The organism is Candidatus Methylobacter oryzae (assembly GCF_003994235.2).
GTDB classification, from domain to species: domain Bacteria; phylum Pseudomonadota; class Gammaproteobacteria; order Methylococcales; family Methylomonadaceae; genus Methylobacter_A; species Methylobacter_A oryzae.
In genome coordinates this window covers 6,445-24,328 of record NZ_RYFG02000020.1, presented here as the reverse complement: position 1 = coordinate 24,328, position 17,884 = coordinate 6,445, and the positions used below count along the sequence as shown (strand labels likewise).

The 17,884-nt window shown below is 49.0% G+C and carries 18 protein-coding genes and 2 tRNA genes; 15 read left to right on the top strand and 5 right to left on the bottom strand.

Going from position 1 to position 17,884, the window contains the following annotated elements; translation table 11 throughout:
• Position 1: 1 nt before the first annotated feature.
• From EKO24_RS03885 to gltX, 3 genes are all read right to left on the bottom strand, one after another.
• Positions 2–77, bottom strand: a tRNA-Glu gene (locus tag EKO24_RS03885).
• A gap of 21 nt (positions 78–98) precedes the next feature.
• Positions 99–174 (bottom strand) — tRNA-Ala (locus tag EKO24_RS03880).
• A gap of 49 nt (positions 175–223) precedes the next feature.
• The gene (gene gltX, locus EKO24_RS03875; RefSeq protein ID WP_127029855.1) at positions 224–1,627 is read right to left on the bottom strand and encodes a glutamate--tRNA ligase; all 1,404 of its coding nucleotides are present in this window, start codon (positions 1,625–1,627) and stop codon (positions 224–226) included.
• A gap of 442 nt (positions 1,628–2,069) precedes the next feature.
• Here gltX and EKO24_RS03870 point away from each other — a divergent pair, with 442 nt between their 5' ends.
• The gene (locus EKO24_RS03870) at positions 2,070–3,260 is read left to right on the top strand and encodes an OmpA family protein (RefSeq protein ID WP_127029854.1); all 1,191 of its coding nucleotides are present in this window, start codon (positions 2,070–2,072) and stop codon (positions 3,258–3,260) included.
• A 169-nt stretch (positions 3,261–3,429) separates the two neighbouring features.
• Here EKO24_RS03870 and EKO24_RS03865 read toward each other — a convergent pair whose 3' ends face one another.
• Together EKO24_RS03865 and ggt are read right to left on the bottom strand one after the other, a co-directional pair.
• Entirely contained in the window at positions 3,430–4,122 is a 693-nt protein-coding gene (locus EKO24_RS03865; protein ID WP_127029853.1) for a 4'-phosphopantetheinyl transferase family protein, read from the bottom strand.
• 27 nt (positions 4,123–4,149) lie between these two features.
• Positions 4,150–5,823, bottom strand: coding sequence for a gamma-glutamyltransferase (gene ggt, locus EKO24_RS03860; RefSeq protein WP_196239991.1), 1,674 nt, complete (start codon positions 5,821–5,823; stop codon positions 4,150–4,152).
• A gap of 239 nt (positions 5,824–6,062) precedes the next feature.
• On the opposite strand from ggt, the gene EKO24_RS03855 reads away from it, so the two are divergent.
• The 14 genes from EKO24_RS03855 to EKO24_RS03795 all read left to right on the top strand — a co-directional run bounded on the left by EKO24_RS03855 (position 6,063) and on the right by EKO24_RS03795 (position 17,877).
• Positions 6,063–6,242: a DUF2934 domain-containing protein gene (locus tag EKO24_RS03855; protein WP_127029851.1), complete on the top strand. Its 180-nt coding sequence runs from the start codon at positions 6,063–6,065 to the stop codon at positions 6,240–6,242.
• Between the two features lie 69 nt (positions 6,243–6,311).
• Positions 6,312–6,818 carry an Hsp20/alpha crystallin family protein gene (locus EKO24_RS03850; RefSeq protein WP_127029850.1) on the top strand — a complete coding sequence of 169 codons (507 nt, stop codon included), beginning with the start codon at positions 6,312–6,314 and terminating at the stop codon, positions 6,816–6,818.
• A gap of 256 nt (positions 6,819–7,074) precedes the next feature.
• Entirely contained in the window at positions 7,075–7,680 is a 606-nt protein-coding gene (locus EKO24_RS03845) for an Hsp20/alpha crystallin family protein (protein ID WP_127029849.1), read from the top strand.
• Positions 7,681–7,738: 58 nt separating this feature from the next.
• Positions 7,739–8,614 (top strand): protease HtpX, encoded by an 876-nt coding sequence (gene htpX / locus EKO24_RS03840; protein ID WP_127029848.1) that lies wholly within the window; start codon positions 7,739–7,741, stop codon positions 8,612–8,614.
• A gap of 260 nt (positions 8,615–8,874) precedes the next feature.
• Positions 8,875–9,027 (top strand): 1,4-alpha-glucan branching protein domain-containing protein, encoded by a 153-nt coding sequence (locus EKO24_RS23045; protein ID WP_277752487.1) that lies wholly within the window; start codon positions 8,875–8,877, stop codon positions 9,025–9,027.
• Positions 9,028–9,665: 638 nt separating this feature from the next.
• Positions 9,666–10,877 (top strand): cyclic di-GMP phosphodiesterase, encoded by a 1,212-nt coding sequence (locus EKO24_RS03830; RefSeq protein WP_127029847.1) that lies wholly within the window; start codon positions 9,666–9,668, stop codon positions 10,875–10,877.
• Between the two features lie 22 nt (positions 10,878–10,899).
• On the top strand, positions 10,900–12,105 hold the full coding sequence (locus tag EKO24_RS03825; protein ID WP_127029846.1) for an HD-GYP domain-containing protein: 1,206 nt from the start codon (positions 10,900–10,902) through the stop codon (positions 12,103–12,105).
• An 84-nt stretch (positions 12,106–12,189) separates the two neighbouring features.
• A complete protein-coding gene (locus EKO24_RS22310) occupies positions 12,190–12,357 on the top strand; it encodes a hypothetical protein (RefSeq protein ID WP_154671576.1) in 168 nt (55 codons plus the stop codon).
• Between the two features lie 100 nt (positions 12,358–12,457).
• The gene (locus EKO24_RS03820; protein WP_127029845.1) at positions 12,458–12,895 is read left to right on the top strand and encodes a PAS domain-containing protein; all 438 of its coding nucleotides are present in this window, start codon (positions 12,458–12,460) and stop codon (positions 12,893–12,895) included.
• A gap of 109 nt (positions 12,896–13,004) precedes the next feature.
• Positions 13,005–13,949 (top strand): HD-GYP domain-containing protein, encoded by a 945-nt coding sequence (locus EKO24_RS03815; protein WP_127029844.1) that lies wholly within the window; start codon positions 13,005–13,007, stop codon positions 13,947–13,949.
• A gap of 54 nt (positions 13,950–14,003) precedes the next feature.
• Positions 14,004–14,588: a PAS domain-containing protein gene (locus EKO24_RS03810; RefSeq protein WP_127029843.1), complete on the top strand. Its 585-nt coding sequence runs from the start codon at positions 14,004–14,006 to the stop codon at positions 14,586–14,588.
• 55 nt (positions 14,589–14,643) lie between these two features.
• Positions 14,644–16,986, top strand: a complete 2,343-nt coding sequence (locus tag EKO24_RS03805) for a methyl-accepting chemotaxis protein (RefSeq protein ID WP_127029842.1) — start codon at positions 14,644–14,646, stop codon at positions 16,984–16,986.
• A 203-nt stretch (positions 16,987–17,189) separates the two neighbouring features.
• Positions 17,190–17,480, top strand: coding sequence for a hypothetical protein (locus EKO24_RS03800; protein WP_127029841.1), 291 nt, complete (start codon positions 17,190–17,192; stop codon positions 17,478–17,480).
• 94 nt (positions 17,481–17,574) lie between these two features.
• Complete coding sequence (locus EKO24_RS03795) at positions 17,575–17,877, top strand: LysM peptidoglycan-binding domain-containing protein (protein WP_161990566.1); 303 nt, start codon at positions 17,575–17,577, stop codon at positions 17,875–17,877.
• Positions 17,878–17,884 lie beyond the last annotated feature (7 nt).

Sequence of the window (17,884 nt, the reverse complement as noted above, 5' to 3'; positions counted from 1 at the left end):
ATGGCGTCCCCAGGGGGGTTCGAACCCCCGTTACCGCCGTGAAAGGGCGGTGTCCTAGGCCTCTAGACGATGGGGACTAGAACTAATCTACAACTTCTTGGTGGAGCCAAGCGGGATCGAACCGCTGACCTCTTGCATGCCATGCAAGCGCTCTCCCAGCTGAGCTATGGCCCCTCTAAGCTGAGAACCGGCATTATACAGGTATTACTGCTTATGTCCAATATTAATTTAAGTTTTTTATATATTTTATGGCGCGCTGTATTCTAGCCAGGGTTTTTTCCTTACCTAATAACGACAAGGTTATATCAATCGCCGGTGAAACGGCCGAGCCGCAGACCGCGACCCGCAAAGGCTGCGCGACTTTACCCAAACCAAGAGACATGGTTTCGGCCAAGTTCAGCACGATCTGGTGCAATGCTTCGCCCTGCCATTCCGGCACGGCTGCGAATTCATCGTGCAACCTTGCTAAAACTTCGTCCGCGCCGGCAGTGAAATTCTTTTTAGCCGCTTTTTCATCATAGGCTTCGAAGTCTTTGTAGAAATAAACGCTGGCATTAGCCATTTCAACCAAGGTTTTGCAGCGCTCCCGTTGCGCCTTGACAATATCGACAAGGCTGGGCCCTTCGGAAGGATCGATGCCCAATTCGCCCATATGCCAGCTCAAATGACGCGCCACGTGAGCCGGATCGCTATTCATAATGTATTGGTGATTCAGCCACAGCAGCTTTTCCATATTGAATGCAGAAGCCGATGCATTAACTTTTTCCAGCGAAAAATACTCGACCATTTCATCAATCGAAAATATTTCCTGATCGCCATGCGACCACCCCAGACGCACCAAATAATTCAGCAGCGCCTCCGGTAAATAGCCGTCGTCACGAAATTGCATCACGCTGACCGCACCATGACGCTTTGACAGCCTCGCGCCGTCAGGCCCCAATATCATCGGCAGATGCGCGTATTTAGGCAGTTCCGCGCCCAACGCTTTCAGGATATTCATTTGCCGGGGAGTGTTGTTGATATGGTCGTCGCCGCGAATCACATGGCTGACCTTCATATCCATATCGTCGACGACTACCGTTAAATTGTAAGTCGGACTGCCGTCTCCCCTGGCAATAATCAAGTCGTCCAGTTCTTTATTCGCAACCACAATATCGCCCTTGATCAAATCGGGGATGGTCACTACGCCGTCAATCGGATTTTTAAAGCGGATGACCGCTTCACGGTCGCCTTTCGGTTCCGTCAAATCCCTGCATTTGCCGTTATAACGCGGTTTTTCCTTGTTCGCCATTTGCTCGGCGCGCAACTGTTCCAGCTCTTCCTTGCTGCAATAACAATAGTAAGCGTCGCCTTGATCCAGCAATTGCTGAATCACTTCTTTATAGCGGTCGAAATGATGGGTTTGGTAAAAAGGACCTTCATCATATTCCAATCCCAACCAAGTCATGCCTTCCAAAATGGCATCGACCGACTCCTGCGTGGACCGCTCCAGATCGGTATCTTCGATTCTTAAAATAAACTTTCCGCCGTGCTTACGTGCATAAAGCCATGAAAACAAGGCAGTACGGGCGCCGCCGACATGTAAATAACCGGTTGGACTTGGGGCAAAACGTGTTTTTATACTCATTTGATATTATTTTCGTTAGTAAAAATTATGTTGGCGTATTGTCTACTTGAGACTGGCATTCTTGCCTAAAATAGCCGGATTTAGCTTAAGCTTCGGCATTGCCGATACCGACCATCATCCGGTAATATCCATTGCGGCGTCTACAAATCAGCACACAGCAGCAAGAAAGTTAAAACTCTTTGATTAAAAGCCCCACATTATTTCATGCCGAGAGTTAAAGATAAAACATCTCGACAATACCAACCTATTCAACTGTAGAAAATCAGGTGCCGGCACTCCCTGTTCGCTTTCACCTCGATATCGGTACCGGTTCTTAAGTGATCTGTACTTTATTCCGAAACTGCGCACATCGTTCCAACTAATTAGTTTAATAGTGTTTTTATTTAAAATAATTGTTTAAAGTGACATTACTTTAAGCGGTTTAACCATAAGGAGATATACCATGAAAAAAGCATTTACCATTGCAGCTGTAATAATGACTTATACGCTTATATCGGGTTGCGCCTCGCAGCCGTTAAGCACTTTCGAAATCTTTCCGGCTGAAGATTTGAACAGTTTGGTTTCTTCAGGGCAATATATCCAAAAAATCGATAATTTCTTTGTCATCAATGATTCTTCATCGTCGATGACTGACAACTATCTTGGCGCAGGCTATCCAGCTCAGCCTTCCCCTACAAAATTTTCCGTTGAAAAAGAAATCCTGAACAGGATAAACCTGACTATTCCAAACCTAAGACTGACATCCGGCATTCGCAGTTTCGGTTTCGGCCCTTGTCTGTCATGGCAATTCACCCGGCTTAACCAAGCGCCTGCCAGCTACTCAAAACCTTCTTTTGCCGGCGGCATAGATACGTTAACCTGCGCCAGCGGCGGCTCGCCCCTGAATAGCGGAATTGAAGGAAGCGGCAAAGACTTATCGGCCACGACGGGCCATACCGCAGTGCTGATCGTCAGCGACGGAGGAGTAGACAACGACCCCTTACCGGCCGTCAAATCGTTAAAACAACAGTACGGCGACAAACTCTGCGTTTATAGCGTTTGGGTTGGCAATGAAGAAGATAAATACGGACAAGCGGTATTAAACCAGCTTTCCGATATTGCCGGTTGCGGCTTTGGCACCACAGCCGAACGAATCTCCAGCCCCGCGGGCATGGCTAAATTTGTGCAGAGCATTTTCTTAAAACCCGCTACGCCCAAAATTCCCGATTGCTCAGTTCTGGACGACGATGCCGACGGCATCAACAACTGTAACGACAAATGCCCAAATACCTTAAAAGGCGCGCATGTTAATCAGTTCGGCTGCTGGATTGTCGACGTAAAATTCGACAACGATAAAAGCAATATCAAACCTGCATATTATCCTGAACTCAATAATGCGGCGACCGTCATTCGACAAAATCCAGGCGTAGCTATTGAAGTTCAAGGACATACCAGCAATACCGGCACGGTAGAGCATAACCGGAAATTATCCGAGCGCCGCGCGCAAGCTGTTAAAGACTATTTAAGCCGCAATACCCCAACCGGCAGCACATTAACAGCTCGCGGATACGGTTTAACCCGGCCTATCGATAGCAATGACACCGAAACAGGCCGCGCCAACAACCGCAGAGTGCAACTGGAAGTGATCAAATAACTGCCCGGTTTCCAAATAAAGAAAGGGCGGGATAATCCCGCCCTTTCCTTTCGAACCTAAGCCGTCTCGCTAAAACTTTCCGGTATTTTGGAATGCAAGCTCCGCTTGCAAAGCAGGCAAAGCCTGCACTCCGGCTTTGAACGCGCGTCGGAAACTTATAGTGAGATACTTATATTCTCCTCGCCAATTCCATAATCCTAACTCCGGCAACATTCTTATCCGTCACCAATGCGCTACAAATATCCTGCCCTAAAGCAACATCCAGCGCATGCCATGTTGAAGCCGGACCGTATTCGGCAGGAACCCTTAAAAATTCACGCTGGCTTTCAGGATTAACAACGCACTGATTCAAACCCAAGCCGATACCGCGTCCCGTGGCTTTGACGAAGGCTTCCTTCCGCGTCCAAAAACGGTAAAACCCGGCAACTTTCCGGTCGTCCGCCAGCTTATGCCAATACGCGCTTTCTTCTTCGGCAAAGCACTTATCGACCAGGCCAGACAGACCGGTTCTCGGCTTGCAATATTCGACGTCGACGCCCAACCGGCAATTCCAGCCTACCGCGACGACCATTGCACTAGCCGAATGAGACAGGTTAAACGCCAGTTCGGGCGCATCGATAAGATAAGGTTTACCGTGTTCGGCTTTAGCTATCCTTATTTTTTCAGGCGCCTCATTAAGTATCCCGGCCAATAGGTATCTTAAGCGTCCATGTACCTCGACATAACGTTTATGCAATAAATCGATTTTCATTTTCCCGGCATGGGTTTGTTCGGCTATGTCGAGAACCCGCCGGTAGTCTTGATAGTTAGCGCTATCCGCAGCAATGTTGCCGTGCCATATTTGGATTATGTCAGTATTCATCGTCTCGAAATTGCCGTCTTTAGCGAATTAATGCCCAACAACGGCCCGCCCTTCGCCGCGGCGGTCGCTGGCCGCCGTCAATTGATGCGTATTCCTGTTCCACTGCACAGCCTGCATGTCGCCATAGCTATAACGCGCTTCTTTCAGTTGATGCCCCATTGCCGCCAAGCCGCTTAGTTCGTTTGCCGTTATTGCGCCTTTTTCATATTCCACGCTATCCGGCATGAATTGATGATGAAAACGCGGCACTTGCACCCATGAGTCCGGGTCATGACCTTTCGCAAAATCCAACGCCGCCAATAACACCATCGAAATGATGCGGCTGCCTCCGGGCGTTCCCAGTGCAGCAACGTGCAGGCCGTCGTCAAGAAAAGTCGGCGTCATGCTGGACAGCATACGCTTACCCGGCGCGACGGCATTGGCGCTGCCGCCGACCAATCCGTAACCGTTCATCGCCCCCGGCAAACTGGCAAAATCGTCCATATGATCATTCAGCAGCACGCCGGTTCCGGGCGCAACAAATCCTGCCCCGAAAGGAAAATTGATGCTTAAAGTCGCGGCAACCCGATTGCCCTGTTCGTCGATAATCGAAAAATGCGTGGTATTGCTACCTTCCGGTTGCGGCTGAATCTCGCCCGACAACATCGCGCTCGGTAAGGCTTTATCAAGCCGTAAACTACTGCGCAACCCGGCCGCATAATCTTCGTTCAACAGGCGCTTAACCGGCATATCGATAAAGTCCGGATCGCCCAGGTATAAAGACCGGTCATGGTAAGCGCGGCGCATCGCTTCGACAATAAGATGCTTGCGGGTCAGTTCATCGACCTGGTTTAAATCATAGCCTGACAGAATGTTCAAAGCCTCAATCAATACGATACCGCCGGATGACGACGGTGCGGCGCTGGTGATGTTGATGCCGCGATAATTGCCTTTTACCGGCGCGCGTTCAATCACTTGATATGCAGCAAGGTCCTGCTTGGTCCAGATGCCGCCGGCCTTGTTGACGCCGTCCACCAATTTATCGGCGACTTTGCCGTCATAAAACCCGTCCCGGCCCGAATCGGCCAGTTGCTTTAAAGTATCGGCCAAATCCGGCTGCCTGAGTATCGAATAAGGCTTCGGAATATCGCCGCCGTCCAAGAATATCTTGGCAGTCTGCGGATGTTTCTTCAGCACATCCATCCTGAACTTCAGTAGTTTTCTATGCTTTTCGCCTATTGCAAAACCGGTCTGCGCCGCCCTGATTGCCGGTTTCAGGCTTTCCGCCAACGGCAAACGTCCGTATTTTTCGGACAGATGCACCAGAGCCGCAGGCATGCCGGGAATGGCCGCCGCCAGCGCGCCATCCAGCGACAAGCGCGGAATCACCTTACCCGACGAATCCAGATACATCGCCTGATGGGCCGCTGCCGGGGCTTTCTCGCGACCATCGACCATCGTTTCAAAGCCGTCTTGTTCCCTATGCAGCAGCCAGTAACCGCCGCCGCCCAATCCTGAACCGGAAGGCTCGACTACGGCCAAAGTTGCACTGACGGCCACCGCCGCATCGAACACATTGCCGCCTTTATCGAGTATTTCGAAACCGGCCGCCGTCGCCAAAGGATGCGCGCTGGCGATAGCGGCTCCGGAGCCATCCGCATAAACCTGTGCAACCCCAAAAAAAATTGTAAAAAAGAGCGCCGCGCAATATTTCTTGAACATCTTTTCCTCTGATCGAATATAAACTGAAAATGGGTTAGGCATTAAACCACATTTAAGAACGCACCAGCACAATGCTCAACTGATTTGTTAGAACATCAATAAAATTAGTCCGTTAGATTAGCCCCTTAAGTAGTTACACCAATATCCTTTCCGGTTTTTCCATTTAGAATAATTCCGAGGTTGTCTATTCGACGCACAACCCCAAAAAAGATATTTAACCTAACCTGAAGAGGTAACCAATGGCTAAAAAAGCTAAAGAAGAAGTTGCAAATACTGAAGAAAACCGTTCAACAATATACCTTCCGGATCGTAATGCCAAAATTGCCGAACGCGCTTATTACAAGGCTGAGGGTAGAGGCTTTACACCAGGCTACGAACTTGAAGATTGGCTTGAAGCCGAGCAGGAGTTTTTGTTGTAGCAATACAGCCGATCACGTTCCGTCAGGCTCATACTTTTAATTGATTTAAACCTATTGCCGGAGAGATTTATGTCTAGTCAAGATATTGAACAATCAAAGCAAGGCCAACAGGTCTCCGAAGTAATGCCCAAATCATCGCTTAGCGATTTGATGTCATTTGAGGAGCTTGACAATTTTTTTGACGATTTTCTCTCGCGTAGATGGCCTCGCCGCTTGTTGGACTGGGGTATGCCCGCCCTATCGTCCGAAATCGGCATTCCCAAAGTGGATATTCTCGATCACGACAATGACATAGAAGTTCAAGCCGCCCTGCCGGGTGTTAAAAAAGAAGACCTGGACGTATCGGTTACCAATCAGGCCATCACCATACGCAGTTCAATCAGGGAAGAAAAAAAAGAAGAGGAAAAAGGCAAGTATTTTCGCCGTGAAATAGCGCGTGGCGAATTTCAGCGTACCGTAGCCTTACCCGGAAATGTCGATAGCGATCAGGCGCAAGCGTCATTCAAAGACGGCATATTGACAATCCACATCCCCAAAACCGAAAAAGGCAAACGCAAAAGCATAGAAATCCATTAGCCCGGGTAAAGCTGAGTTGAGCAGCTTGCCTGCTCAAACAGGTTATTTCGTAATTATTCAGCAAAAAAGAAACGGAACACGGATGACACGGATAGGACGGATTTACACGGATTTTTAAAATATTCTGAATTTTTAATCCGTTTAATCCGTGTCATCCGTGCTCTATTGGGAATAGATGGAATAATTGCGTTATTTCAACATGATTACAAATGCCGGCACGTGCCTGATAGACATTTGTTGTTCAGGGAGAAAACCGATGAAAAACGAAACCATTGCCGCTATAGCCGCCGTATTGGTCATTATCCTGGGCATACAGGCTTATACGATGTTTCGGCTGAATGACCGGCTTAATCAACTCAGCGGTTTTTATAGCCAGACGGCAGAGCCGCAAACCAAGGCGCAAACGAAAACCCAGCCTAACCCTCTGGCGAATGATGACGATTTCTTTAAAGGCGGGACGTGGAATCCCTATGCGGAAATGCAGCGCATGCAAAGCGAAATGGAACAAATGTTCGATAATTCGTTTTCGCGCTTTCATATGAAATCTCCTTTTGGCAGTTTGAGCAAAGCGCCCGACGTGGATTTACAGGAACAAGCGGACCGCTATATTGCGACCGTCAATGTGCCTGGCGCCGACGAATCGTCATTAAACGTAAAACTCGAAGACAGGGTTTTACATATCTCGATCAAAACAGAACAGACAAAGGATGAAGGCGACGATAAAAACGGCGAATACCATTACCGGGAACGTTTCGTAGGTCAATTTGAACGGGCATTAACCTTACCGGGACCGGCCAACGCGGCCAAAATGACAAGCGAATACCACAACGGTGTGCTGACGATTACGATTCCAAAGGCGTAGCGCCACGCTATTCCATTCTTCACACCGAATAACTTCACTCAATACAGCAGGCCGAACAATGATGCGAATTTTTCTTTTTCTGGCGACCAACGTCGCAATCATGGTTGTAATCAGCATTGTCTTTCACCTATTAGGTTTAAAGGGCACTTTAGATGCGCAAGGCGTAAACCTCGATCTTAACGCGTTACTGATTATGTCCGGACTCATCGGCATGACCGGTTCGTTCATCTCGCTGGCGTTATCGAAGTGGACCGCAAAGCAAACCATGGGCGTTCAAGTTATCGAGCAACCGCAAAACCAAACCGAGCAATGGCTGACCGCTATCGTGGCCAGACACGCTGAAAAAGCCGGCATCGGCATGCCGGAAGTAGGCGTTTTCGAAGCCCCGGAAGCCAATGCTTTTGCTACCGGGATGAACAGGAACAGCGCCCTGGTAGCGGTCAGCACCGGTTTACTGCAACACATGAACAACGATGAGATTGAAGCCGTAATCGGCCATGAAATCACGCATGTCGCGAATGGCGATATGGTGACAATGGCTTTGATGCAGGGCGTACTGAATACTTTTGTTTACTTTTTCGCCAGCGTCATCGGCCATGTCGTTGACCGCGTTATCTTTCAAAACGAGCGCGGCCAAGGTCCGGGCTATTTCCTGGTGCAGATGGTCGCGCAGATTGCCTTAGGCATTTTAGCCACGATGCTGGTCATGTGGTTCTCCCGTTACCGCGAATTTAAAGCCGACGCCGGCGGCGCCAACCTGGCCGGCCGCGGAAAAATGATCGGCGCGCTTCGCGCCTTGCAACGCGAATATGAAGCGCAAGATTTGCCCGGTCAACTGGCAGTGTTTGGCATTAACGGCAATACCGCGCAAAAACTGTTTATGAGTCATCCGCCGTTGGAAGAGCGTATTGAAGCATTACAAAATATGCGTTGAGGATTGGAGATAGGCCATGGATTCGGCAGTTGCTCAACCCAAGCTTTAAAGCTGAGTTGAGCAGCTTATCTGCTCAAACCCTACTTATGCCCTCCGGGTATAAAGTCTGTTAATCGGCTATAGCCGATCACGGAAGCGGCCCATTGCAAAACACTAGCCAGAAAATTCGAGCATGGTGAAGAATTGACCGACTGGCTGAAAACAAAAACAGACTGTCATGGGGTTGCGCCTTACGACGCCGGATTTCGGCCATTGAAGGTTTGAAGAGCTTGCAAACGCGGGCTTTGAGCCAGGCTGTCCGGTCGATTTCATTGGCCCATGCTTCCGATTGGCCTTTGATCAAGAAATCGGACACTACCATCGGTTATGCCAACAAGCACATTAGCGGCCGTTTGCTCCGGCTAACCGTTTAGTCCTGTAAATTTTGAATGACAATGAAGACGCCGCCCACCACTCAATAAAATACTATATTTTTCATTGCTTTATATACAGAAAAGATGTCGTAAAACAAGCCGGGCAAAAAAATATTTTTCAGTCTAGGCAAAATATCGAGTATCATACCCATTCAATCGATAACGTTATTCATTACGTCATCGATACAAGGATTCTACTCAGCACCAATGGGACGGTGCGTTTTTGGTGTTGCCTGATGCGTAACACGAGCAGATGAAGCGAATTGGCCATCGTTGGCTGAATGTCGGCGATTACTATAAGTTCGCGTTCTTTTGTTACTTTAGCCCAGTCACCAGCAATTTGGTTTCAACGGCGCTATTTCAAACCCAAGCAAATTCTTGCCGGCAAAAGTCGCGGCATTTTAAGCAACACCAAATATTCCCGTTCGGATAGTCCCGGTTTTAGCCGCTCCCAAGCAGGCTTTGCATTAGTTTTTCGTCGCACTCATCCATTTAAAAACCTTAAGCCAACACGCTGAACGGGCTTTTACAGCTTGTCCCGGCCCTCCTCCCCACCCTGCCGACAGGCTGTTTACGCTTCCGGAAAACACGCGCCGGAAGATTAACTTAAACAAACTAAAGCAGGAGACGCGCTTAACATGCCGGACAAAGAAAATGAAACAACTAGGATTCATGTCTATGAACTACGCATAGGCATGTGCATTTGCCGCTTGGAAGTAGGCGGTGAAGAGTCGGCTTACATGTTCTATCGTTTCGACATTAAAACTCAAGCCGATATCCAGGCGATTCAGTCGATTTGCGACTATGTGCTGATCGATAACAACTGGCAAAAGCAAGCAATTCCTCAACAAGTTAAGCGCAAGGAAACCGTGGGCTTTGCCGCTTCGTTCGAGCAAGTGGCGCAAACTTACCTGGAGACCGGCAATTTAATCAAAAACGTCATGGACGACGTTCGCTTGGGCAAACCGTTCAGCGTCAAAGCGGTTAAGGAAGCGGCCGCCCAATGCGTCGATAAAGTGCTGGAAAACTCGGATGCGATGTTATTGCTGACGCAACTAAAGCATAGGGACCAGTATACCGCGCAGCACAGCTTGAACGTGTGCGTTCTGGCGATTCTGTTAGGTCTTGAGCTGGGACTTTCCGGCGACGATCTTAAGACTTTGGGCTTGTGCGCGTTGTTGCACGACATCGGCAAAGCGAAAATTCCGCTGGAAATATTGAACAAACCCGGAAGACTCGAAGATGACGAATTGGAGATCATGCATAAGCATACTGAATTCGGCCGCGACATTTTAATGTCCGGCCCGCATATCGTTCCCGAAGCAGCGAATGTTGCCTACGGCCACCACGAACATTTAGACGGCACCGGCTATCCTCAGGGAATGGAAAAAAACTCGCTGTCCCACTTTAGCAAAATAGTGACGATTGTCGATGCCTACGATGCGATCACCAGCGACCGGGTTTACCAACAAGGCCGTCCTCATTTGACCGCGCTGGATATTTTGGTGAGAGGCATGTATACAGAATTTGACGCCGGGTTTGTCATGCACTTCATCAATTGCATCGGATTTTACCCGCAAGGCAATTTAGTGGAATTCACCAACGGCGAAGTCGGCATCGTGGTAGAGCAAAATAAAAACGACAAGCTCAAACCCAAAGTGTTATTGATTCTCGACGAACGCAAAACAGCCGCGCCTGAACGGCTGCTTGATTTGGCTTTCAATAGTTACGACAACAACGGCATGCCTTACAAAATCGGCAAAATAGTCCGGGCGCAGGATTATGATGTTAATTTGGACAGGTTTCATCATGAGCGCAAATTTACCCGGAGTTATGAAATCGTTGGCTGAATAGTCATAAATAGACCTTGAAATGATTAAAGAAATTAGCACAAAACAGTTGCGGAAAGGCATGTTTGTTTGCGGCACCGATCGCAAATGGATAGACATCCCTTTTTTCCGCCGAAAATTCCTGATTACGTCCGAGGAGCAAATCAATACCTTACAGGCATACTGCCGAACCGTTGTTATCGATACCGAAAAAGGCGCCGATGTACTGAGCTTGCCGGAAACCCAAACGGCAACCGAACAACAGATCGACGATGCGACGCCCGAATCCGAACGCGCCGAACAAACCGATAAAGACCGAGGCTACCGGAAAAGCTACGAACAAAGCCAGACGGTATTAAACGAAATCCTGAGCGACGCCAGATTGGGCCGTAGCGTCGACAACCCAAAAGTCAGGGGCATCGTGCAAGACTTGACAGTCAACATCGTAAAAGACAGCCAAGCCATGATTGGCCTGATTCATGCCAAAGACAAAAACGACACCTTGGCGCGCAAATCGGTCAATGTTTGTATCCTGGCGTTGGCTTTCGGCAAGCATATCGGCATTCCGAAAGAAAAAATGTACGCCTTGGGCCTGGGCGCGTTATTGCACGACATCGGCATGGTGAAAATTCCCGACAGGATATTGTCAAAAAAGCAGCCGTTGACGCCTGCCGAACGCGCGATCATGGAAAAGCACAACGAATACGGTATTGCATTACTGTCGCAAACGCCGGAAATCCCTGTCGATGCGTTAAAAATCGTATATTCGCATCACGAGCGCATGGACGGCAAAGGTTATCCGCAAAAACTGCAAGCCAAGGAAATCAGCTTGCTGGCGCGTATGGTTGCGATTGTTTCCGTTTACGAAGCCTTAACCCGCGAACGCTTTTACAGTCAAACGCTGTCCCCGCTTGCGGCATTGAAATACTTGTACACCTCGGGCAAAAGCCTATTCGACGCAGTGCTGGTGAAAAAGTTCATCCAGGCGCTGGGCATTTATCCGACGGGCTGCGTCGTGGAACTCAATACCGGCGAACTTGGCGTTGTGATCAAGGTCAACCAGCAAGACCGTTTGCGCCCGGTATTGCGCATGGTAACCAATGCCCAAAAGCAGTTACTTACAGAAGAGCGCATCGTCGACCTGGCGGAACGGGAAAACAGCCGCATCGAAATCAGCAAGACCCTGGAAATGGATAACCCGATTATCGAGTTGTTCATGAACCTGCACGAACAGCTCAATGGCGGCTAGCGCCAATTGGATAGCCTCGCGGCCTACGGGACTGACCAGTCACGTCGCGGCAGTGGTTTTTTAAGCGGATATTAGGAGATTTAAATGGAATCAAACGATTTTTCTACAGATTTGGCACAAAACGAAACAACTCTCCCTGCGGCGGCCGCGAACAAAAGAATCCTGCAAGGCGCCGTAACAAAACCGGAAGAGACTGACGGCGACGACGAGGAAGGATTCGATGACAACGGCGACGGCTGGGAAGAACTTTAAAGCCGAGTTGAGCGGCTTGTCCGCTCGAACGAAACTTATGCCCTTTGGGTAAAGCGATGGATAAAAACAACCGTTTCTTGCCGCGGAGACAACGATACGAATGAAAAAAGATACAACTGCAACCGGGCGCGAAGTAAAACTCAAGCCCGGCAGCCTGCTGGTCAGCCTGATCGACTTACAAGGAATTATTATCGATGCCAGCAGCGAGTTTATAGCCGTTAGCGGTTTTAACCGCGACGAACTGATCGGCGCTAACCACAACATCGTTCGCCATCTTGATATGCCGCCGGCTGTTTTTGAAGATTTATGGTCGACTGTAAAAGCGCTCAAGCCTTGGCAAGGCATAGTCAAAAACAGGACCAAATCCGGCGCTTATTATTGGACGAAAACGCATGTGCAGCCAACGCTGAAAGACGGTGAAGCTTATGAGTATCTCTCGGTCGGGTACGCTCTTAGCCGCCACAAGATTAAATACGCAGAGTTGTTATACCGCCTGATCAATGACAACGCCGCGCCGATAGAATCGATTAAAGAATAAACGGTCCGGGAAGATCGCGCCGACCCTGTCGCCTGACGTTAAATAACGAAAACACACATTCGCAAGCGGACGGCCAAGCGCGTTTCGATAGAATAATTTTGAATAGCCTATGAACATAATGGAAAGAATCAACCGCCATATAGAACAGTTCAAGAACAGCGAGCAACGTCTTGATCCGGCGGGACAATCGTTAAAAAAAATGGATATTAAGTTCGTCCAAAAGCTGTCCCATCTTATTGACATGCATCCGTGCATTAAAAAAGAACAGTCGAAATATATCGCCGAAAAAGCCTTACTGATCGCCGACGTATTGGAAATAAGCGCGGAAATGAAAAACGACATTCTCTACGCCGGCCTATTGATGAATCTTGGCAAGATCGGGTTGCCGGATAGATTGCTAACAAAACCTTTTTATTCAATGTCCATCGTCGATAAATATCGCTATTTAGGGCATGCCGTGGACGGTGAAGCGTTATTGCAGCCATTGCCGCGATTTAAAGGCGCAGCCACGTTAATCAGGCATCAATACGAACATTACAACGGCCAAGGCTTTCCCGACGGTTTGGCGGAACATCGCATTCCCGTCGGCGCCCGTATTCTCAGCGTGGTCAGCAACTATATCGCGCATATCGACGGTTTAATGACGGGCAAGGAAATGTTCGGCGGCGCGGCGCTAAGCCATTTAATGATTCAAAAGGAAAGTTATTACGATCCCGAGATTGTCGATATTTTTTCCAGCCTCCTCAGAGGCATGAGCATTGAAGAAATCAAGCAGGAACAAGCTAATGCCAAGCTGTTAACGATAGCCACACAGCATTGGAAGAAAGGGCTGGTTATCAAAAACCGCAATAAGCCTTTAGTCCCCTCAACCAGCGTGGTTGAAATTGCATTGCCGCAACTGAAATCCGGCATGAAAGTGGACAGCATCTACTTCGGCCGCGATCCGTATATTAGAAATTGTGTTGCCGATCAATCGATTATCGACAGCGTAACCGCACTGACAAAACAGGACGGCAGGCGCCCCATTATCAAAATTTGCTTGGACATCAAATAAATAGGCCGTGTAAACGCAATTCCTTAATAACAAGAATTAGATAGAGAATAAACCATGAAAATCGACATGCCGGTAACGGACCGGGAAAACCGGATTAAAAAAGAACAAATCCAGGCTTCCCGGACAGACCTAAAAGGCGTTATCACCTATGTCAACGACGATTTCGTATCGATCAGCGGCTTCAGCCGCGACGAATTGATCGGCGCCGACCACAACATCGTGCACCATCCCGATATGCCGCCGGCCGCGTTCGAAGATTTACGGTCAACGTTACAAGCGCTCAAGTCCTGGCAGGGCATCGTTAAAAACAGGAGTAAATCCGGCGATTATTATTGGGTCGATGAAAATGTACTGCCGGTATTCAAGAACGGCCAAGTCCACGAGTACCTTTCGGTCAAGCGTCCGGCAAGCCCGGAGCAGATTCGCCATGCGGAACAATTATATCAATTGGCCAGCGACAACAAGACAACGCTCAGGCCTGACGGATTAGCGGCCGAAGTCAAGCCGGTCAAGGAAGCCGAGCCTGTAAGAAAAATGCCGGCAGCGTTGGCGCTGCTGCTGGCGCCGATTTCATACCTGATGCAGCCAAAACAGAACGGCGAGAATCCCATTATCAAAATTTGGTTGGGCATCAAATGATCCGGCAGCACAAGAATAATTCCTTAAGCAACAAGAATTAGATAGAGGATTAGCCATGAAAATCAACATGCCGGTCACAGACCGGGAAATCCGGATGAGAAAAGGACAACTCCTGGTTTCTCGAACGAATTTAAAAGGCCTCATCACTTACGTTAACGACGAGTTCGTAGCCGTCAGCGGCTTTAGCCGCGACGAGCTGGTCGGCGCCAGCCACAACATCGTTCGCCATCCCGATATGCCGCCGGCCGCGTTCGAAGATTTATGGTCGACGTTAAAAGTACTCAGGCCTTGGCAGGGCATCGTAAAAAACAGGAGTAAATCCGGCGATTATTATTGGGTCGATGCGAATGTGCTGCCGGTATTCAAAAACGGCCAAGTCCATGAATATCTTTCGGTCAGGCGTGCGCCAACTTCTGAGCAGATTGACCAGGCCGAGCGCTTATATAAAGCGCTCAATGACAACAAAGCAAACCTAAAGCCTATCGGTTTAGCAGCAGCGGCCAAATCGATCAAGGAAATGGAGCCTTTGAGAAAGATGACGGCAGCGTTGACGCTGTTGCTGGCGCCGATTGCATACTTGATGTACCTGTTATTTGTAGCCGGCGACTATCCGTTAATGGCCGGCGTTACTGCCTCGACAGCGTTGGCATTGGCGATTTTCCTCAATTTGGTCAATAGCTTCAGGGCGCTGTTAAATAAAACCATCGGCATTTTTTATCGCCTGGCCGAGAAACGGTTCGGCAACGTAAAAGACTTGAGCCGTAACGACGTGATCGGCGATTTCTTGCGCGCCTTGTATTCAATGGAAGTGAATTTGAGCCTGGATTTGTCGCAAGCCAGGGAGCAAGCGGTAAAAGCGGAGCGCATCAATCAGGCGCTGGATAACGTCCATGCAGGAATAATGCTGGCGAATAATAATTTCGAAATTATTTATCTCAACGACAATGTAAAAGAGATCCTTAAGAAATTGGAATTCGATCTTCGCAAACAGCTGCCGAATTTCTCTGTTGATAAGCTGATAGGCGAAAACATTGACCGTTTTCACCAAGATCCTGCTGCGCAGCGCCGCCTTTTGGCGGACTTAGAAAAACCGCATTGTGCGGAACTGCACGTTGCCAATCAAACGTTGAGCGTCATTTTCAGTCCGGTTATTGACGATGACGGCGAACGCATCGGCTTTGTTGCCGAATGGCAGAACAAAACCGGAGAAGTTTTAATCGAGCAGGAAATAGAGCACTTGGTGCGGAACGTTAAAGCCGGCGACCTGAGCGCGCGCATCGACATGAGCGGCAAAGAAGGCTTTGCCGCGGTATTGTCGTCCGGCATCAATGAATTAACCGACGTCATCGAGAACGTATTTCACGACGTGAACCGCGTCATGGAGAAGCTGGCCGAGGGCGATTTAACGGCGACGATTACCCATAACTATGAAGGCATCTACGGCGACTGCAAAAATAACATTAATACCGCATTGGGGAGATTGAGCGAATTTATTATCCAGATCAGGGACGTGGCGCATTTCATCGACAGCTCGTCCCAGGAAATGGCCACCGGCAACAACAATCTTTCCCATCGTGCGGAGCAGCAAGCGGCCAGTCTGGAGCAAACCGCGGCCAGCATGGAACAGTTGGCTTGCACCGTAAAAGACAATGCTACAAATACGCGGCAGGCCAACGAACTGGTTAGTTCAGCCAGCGAGCTGGCGAAAAACGGCACCAGCATCGTTAACCTGGCGGTTAACGCAATGCAGGGCATCAACACCAGCAGCAACCAGATTGCCGAAATCATCAGCGTCATCGACGAAATCGCTTTCCAGACCAATCTGCTGGCTTTGAACGCCTCGGTCGAAGCGGCTCGGGCCGGGGAACACGGCCGCGGCTTCGCCGTCGTGGCGACCGAGGTGCGTAATCTGGCGCAGCGAAGCGCCGATGCCGCCCAGCGAAGCCGAAACATGATTCAAGACAGTATGGAAAAAGTTCAAGCCGGGACGGCGTTTGTCAATGAAACCGGGGCGGCGTTAAACGAAATCGTTGCCAGCATCGTTAAGGTAGGTGAATTAGTTTCCCAGGTTGCGCTTGCCAGCGCTGAACAGTCGTCGGGTATCGATCAGGTTAACCAAGCGGTCGCGCAAATGGACGATATTACCCAGCAGAACGCGGCCCTGGCCGAACAAGCGTCGGCTGGCAGCATCGCGATGAGCGATCAAGCTACCAATATGAGCAACTTGCTGAGCTTTTTTAAAGCCGGGGCGCTAGGCCAGACCAAGCCGCCGAAAGAGACGGCTTTAGCCGCCGACACGGGCAGAACAGCTACGGCCAAGGCAACGGTAAAACACACCCTGCGGACAGCTCCGCCCAGATCGAAAATCGATCCAAACGACGAATGGGAAGAGTTCTAAGAATATGGCCGGTAATAACCTCACGATATGGATCGCAGAAATTCTTCCGTCGCCCTGCCCCATTCGACTACGCTCAGGCCTTGTCGAATGGGGCTCGGCGCGAACGGCTTGACAATAGAAGACAGTGATTTCGGGAGGTTATTTTTAACCAAACCCTAAGCGTGCGGTAAACCGTTTTGTCGCTTTTTATTGGAGAGAAAGTTGTGACTGAAATTGAACAACTTAAAAAAGAATTGCAGAAAAAAATAAGCGAATTAAGCACCTGCCTGGAAAACCAGCATTTATTGAATGAGCGCTTAAAGAGCTCCAGTGCGGCGATGAAAGACATCAAAAGCCGGCTTAAAGACGTGGAAGCTTTCGTGGAACGTACCAATGAATATATTTACCAGTTGCAACTTGAAAACCGGAAGCTCAAATCGTCCAGCGACCAATGGATGAAACGGGCGATTAGTCTCGAATTCAAAATACTAAATGTCCGTAACGGAAAAGACTAGCGCTGGCGTCGAATTAAAGAATGGCATTTTTAACGTGAGCAAACTTCTTATTAGAGCTGTAGATATGACTGATATTCGGAATACGGAAAAGTATATGCCCAGAGGATATAAGTCCGGGATGAAAATCAATCTTCGCGGATGCTTGGCCGCCGCTTTGGCGCTGGGTTTGGTTTCCTGTGCGCAGAGCCGGTTGCCGGCGCCTGTCTTGGATGATTCCGTTGTCGCGTATGAGCAGGATTGGGAACACCCGCCTAAATACTATGTCGTTAAAAAAGGAGAGACCTTATTTTCGATAAGCATGCGGTCCAAGCACAAATACCAGGAACTGGCTTTGTTGAACAACATCGAGCCGCCTTATCGATTGTATGAAGGGCAAGTAATAAAACTGGAATATTAAGTTTTTT